We start from the raw sequence: 4,478 nt of genomic DNA, 5'->3' as shown, positions 1-4,478 counted from the left end.
GACCGGACGGCCCCCCGGAGAGATCATCCCCGACCCGAGGGACCGCCCACCACACATCAACCACACACAATCCCACACAACCCTTCACCCCCCAACCAGACAGACCGAGCCGACCGTGTGCGATGGACACGGACCAGACACGGGATTGGAGGGTCTTGGGTAGAGTTGGAAGCATGCAGATCGACATCGTCTCCGTCTTCCCCGAGTACTTCGACGTGACCGGCCTCAGCCTCCTGGGCAAGGCCCAGGAGAAGGGGCTGGTGACCATCAAAGCACACAACCTGCGCGACTGGACCCATGACATTCACCACTCCGTGGATGACACTCCGGTCGGTGGTGGGGCCGGCATGGTCATGAAGCCTGAGGTCTGGGCTGAGTGCCTGGACGACATGCTCGGCCTGGATGCCGCGGGCACGCCCGCCCCGTGTGGAAGGGTCGCGGGCGATTCAAAGGGACGCAACGCCACAGGCGGGCCAAATGAGGCGGAGGGAAAAACCGTCGGGGACAAGGACGGCCTGGGCTGCGCAGACCCGGGCCGGACCGATGGCCCTGTCCTGATTTTCCCGAACCCCTCGGCCCCGCTCTTCACCCAGGCCGATGCCACCGATCTCTCCCATGCCGACCGGCTGGTCTTCGGTTGCGGCCGGTACGAGGGATACGATGCCAGGATTCCCGCCTACTACCGCAACCAGGGTATTGATGTCAGGGAGTACTCGATAGGCGACTATGTGCTTAACGGCGGCGAGGTGGCCGTATCGGTCATGCTGGAGGCCATAACCCGCCTTCTGCCGGGCTTCATGGGGAATCCCGATTCCATCGTGGAGGAATCCTATACCGGCGACGAGCCACTGCTTGAATACCTTCAGTACACCCGTCCCACCACCTGGCGGGGCATGGGCGTGCCTGAGATCCTGACCAGCGGCGACCACGGCAGGGTTGACCGCTTTCGCCGCGACGAGGCCATCGAGCGAACCAGCCGGATCCGCCCGGACCTGATCGCCCGCTTGGACTGCCCCTCCCTGGACAAGCAGGACCGCCGCCTCCTGGAAGACCTGGGCTGGCAAACCTCCGGCCCCCACCCGTCCGCGATGACCGACCCCTCCCGGAGCAGGAAGCCCGATTCCCGCCCGGGACCGGAACCGTAGGTTGTGCGCAGGTCTAGGCCGTAGCCGATTCGATGTAGAAGACCATGGTCTCGCCGTAGGACTTGGCTTGGGATACGGCCCAGCCGGAGGGCGGCAGAGGCTGCTGCGAGCGTCCCGAACGTTCCAGGACGATCACCGATTCAGGTCCCACCAGGTTCCCCTCGACCAGGCAGGTCATGACCTCCTGGCAGTGTTCCGTGGACAGGTCGTAGGGAGGGTCCATGAATACCAGATCATAGGGTCTCTCCCCAGGGCGGGACCGGGCTGCGTCGATCCCGGGGCTATCAGCGGCCGGAAGGGGCCTGACGAAACGCTCGGCCTTGACCCTGCTCACATGGATGCCCATGGACGGGTCCCAGGAGGGGTGGTGGGCCAGCCTGGCCGCCGACCTGGCCAGGAGTCCGGCGGCCCGGCCGGCGGACTCCACCGATTCCAACTGGCCGGCTCCGCGGGAGAGGGCCTCGAACCCCAGGGCACCGGTGCCGGCGTAGAGGTCCAGTACCCTGGCCCCCTCGACGGCCCCGATGGCCTCCAGGCGGGAGAAGATGGCCTCCTTGGTCCGGTCCGTGGTGGGGCGGGTGCCCTTGAGGGCCGCGGGTATGGTGAACCCCTTGAACCTTCCGGAGATGATGTGCATGTATCCAGGTGTCCTTTCAGGTCGAGACCAGGAAGCCCTCGTTGCCGCGCATGAAGTCCAGCACCGCCCCGGCCAGCTCCACCTGCCCCTTGAGGCTTGGGTCCGATTTCAGGAGCTCTTCGGCCTCCTGCCGGGCCTGGGTAATCATCGGTGCGTCGGTGACCACCCGGAGCAGCTTCAGGGAGGAGCGCCCTCCGGACTGGGCCTCGCCCAGCACATCGCCGGCACCGCGCATCTGGATGTCGGCCTCGGCTATCCTGGCCCCGTCGGTGGTGCTCCTGATGACCTCCAGGCGTTCGGCGGCGGGTGAATCCACGGGAGCCCTGGATACCAGGAAGGCCCAGGAGTCCGTACCGCCACGACCCACCCGTCCGCGCAGCTGGTGGAGTTGCGAGAGCCCGAACCGGTCGGCATCGAAGATGACCATGCAGGAAGCCCGGGGCACGTCCACCCCCACCTCGATCACCGTGGTGGCCACCAGGAGAGGGGTCTTGCCGGAGGCGAAACCGGCCATGACGGCGGTCTTGGTGGCATCGTCGTCGCGGCCGGTCAGGGTGGCCATCCCGATGCCCTGGAACTGGGGCAGGCCGGCCAGGCGCTTGCTGATTTCGGCCACCGAGTGCAGGGGCGCCCTGGCCCCCTCCTGGCCGGCCTCGTCCTGGTAGAGGTCGGGTCGGAACTCATCCCGTTCCACCTGGGCCCCCTGGCGCCTCCCGGCCTTCCCGCCCTGGCCGGCGCCGCCCGCCTGGGTCGGGTCATCGTCCTCGTCGATCCGGGCGCAGACCACGTAGGCCCGCTCCCCTGCTTCGATGCGCTTGCGCAGGTGGAGGAACATGCCGCCCATGGCGGGCCCGTCGCCCTCGGAGACCACATAGGTCCGCACGGGTTTGCGGTTGCTGGGCAGCTCGGTCAGTGCGGAGATGTCCAGGTCGCCGAACCATGTCATGGCCGCGGTGCGGGGTATGGGGGTGGCCGTCATGACCAGGAGGTGGGGTGAGCGCTCCGACTTGCGTCGCAGCTCCTCCCGCTGCTCCACGCCGAACCGGTGCTGCTCGTCGATCACGGCCAGGGCCAGGTTGGGTGCCTGGAAGGTCTTGGAGAAGGCGGCGTGGGTGGCGACGACGATGCAGGGCCTGCCCGAGGCCGATACCGCCAGGGCCTGGCGCCGCTGGGCCAGTCGCATGCCGCCGGTCAGAAGCACCAGGGGCAGGGTGCCGTCCTCAAGGGCCGTGGACCGATCGGAGCCCATGTCGATCATGGTCACATTGTCGGCCTGGGAGTTCTTCTTCCCGGCGGCCCTGGGGCTGATTTCGGTGCCCAAGGCGGCCAGCATGCCCTTGATGGATTCGTAGTGCTGCTCGGCCAGGACCTGGGTGGGGGCCACCAGAACCGCCTGGTGACCGGCGTCGGCGGCCTGGAGCATGGCGGCCAGGGCCACCACGGTCTTGCCCGAGCCCACTTCGCCCTGGAGGAGGCGCTGCATGGGGTAGTCGCGCGCCATGTCCTCGCCGATTTGCCCTATGACCTGGCGCTGCCCCTCGGTCAGGTCGAAAGGGAGGGAGTCGATGAACCGGGCGCGCAGGGAACCCGAGGCCGCCTCCATCCCGGCATCCGGGCAGGGGTAGGTCGGGCTCTTCCTGGTCTCCTGGCGGGTCTGGAGAAGGGCAGTCTGCGACACGAAGGCCTCCTCGTACCGCAGGGTCTGCCGGGCCTCCTTGAAGTCCTTGAGGGAGTCCGGGTCGTGCATGGCCAAGAGGGCCTGGGCCCGGTGCAAGAGCCCCCGCCTGGCGCGGACCGGCTCTGGAATGATGTCGGGAACGCCCCGCCCCAGGGCCGTCGGGTCTATGCGGGGCCGGTCATGTTCGTCCTCGAATGCTGCCCCCGCGTCGTGCTGGGCCAGGAGCCGCATGAACCACAGGATGGCATCGTGGATGTGGTCTGAAGATATGCGGGAGTTGGCATGGTAGACCGGCCGGGGACGGGACACCCTGTCCAGGGCCTCACGGACGCTGGCCGCATCGGCCTTGAGGCTGCCCACCTCATCCACGTCCCGATCGGCCACAACCAGGGTTTCGGGATGGGTGAACTGGAGCTGGTCCATGTAGGTGCCGGGCTCGCCGGCCACCACCACCCCGGCCCCGGTTCTGAGCCGCATGGCCATCCAGTCCATGTAGGTCTTCTTATGGGAGAAGAAGACCAGGCGGGCCATCATGCCGGGCAGGCCCTGGGAGGAGGCGAACTCGGCATCCTCCACGACCACATCGAACCGGAACCCGCGGTGCCCGTTCAGGGGGACCACCCGGGCGCTCTCCACCCTGGCGGCGAAGGCGCAGGGCCGACCCATGACGATACCGTCGATGGTGGTGACCGGCACGGGATCGGTGACCCGGAAGGGATAGTAGGTCAGGGCCTCGCGGACCGTGGTGATGCCCAGCGATTTCAGGGCCCCCACACGCCTCTTGTTGGCCATCAGGGATGATACAGGGCTGGCCAGGCCCGTCTTGTCCACCGCCGGCATGCCGCTCACCTCCCACGCTTTCCCCACTCCCGGACCAGGACCCGATGCTCTTCGCAGGTCCTGTCGATACCTGTATAGCAAGAACCCCCGGAGACTGCCGCTCCGGGGGTTCAATCAAGATGAAAACCGCACTCAGGCGGCGATGCGCTGCACCTTGCCGGCCTTGAGGCACTTGACG

3 protein-coding genes are annotated in these 4,478 nt (G+C 67.5%); 1 reads left to right on the top strand and 2 read right to left on the bottom strand.

The genetic code is table 11. The features are described from left to right. Positions 1 to 173 precede the first annotated feature (173 nt). Positions 174 to 1,145, top strand: coding sequence for a tRNA (guanosine(37)-N1)-methyltransferase TrmD (trmD, locus tag Q0K62_RS07805; protein ID WP_297317411.1), 972 nt, complete (start codon positions 174 to 176; stop codon positions 1,143 to 1,145). A 13-nt stretch (positions 1,146 to 1,158) separates the two neighbouring features. On the opposite strand, the gene Q0K62_RS07800 is transcribed toward trmD, so the two are convergent. Then, positions 1,159 to 1,782, bottom strand: a complete 624-nt coding sequence (locus Q0K62_RS07800; protein WP_297317410.1) for an RsmD family RNA methyltransferase — start codon at positions 1,780 to 1,782, stop codon at positions 1,159 to 1,161. A 16-nt stretch (positions 1,783 to 1,798) separates the two neighbouring features. Beyond that, positions 1,799 to 4,300, bottom strand: a complete 2,502-nt coding sequence (locus Q0K62_RS07795; protein ID WP_297317409.1) for an ATP-dependent DNA helicase RecG — start codon at positions 4,298 to 4,300, stop codon at positions 1,799 to 1,801. Positions 4,301 to 4,478 lie beyond the last annotated feature (178 nt).

It is taken from the genome of uncultured Bifidobacterium sp. (assembly GCF_945269915.1).
In the GTDB taxonomy this organism is placed as follows: domain Bacteria; phylum Actinomycetota; class Actinomycetes; order Actinomycetales; family Bifidobacteriaceae; genus Bombiscardovia; species Bombiscardovia indica.
This window is presented reverse-complemented; position numbering and strand designations above follow the sequence as displayed.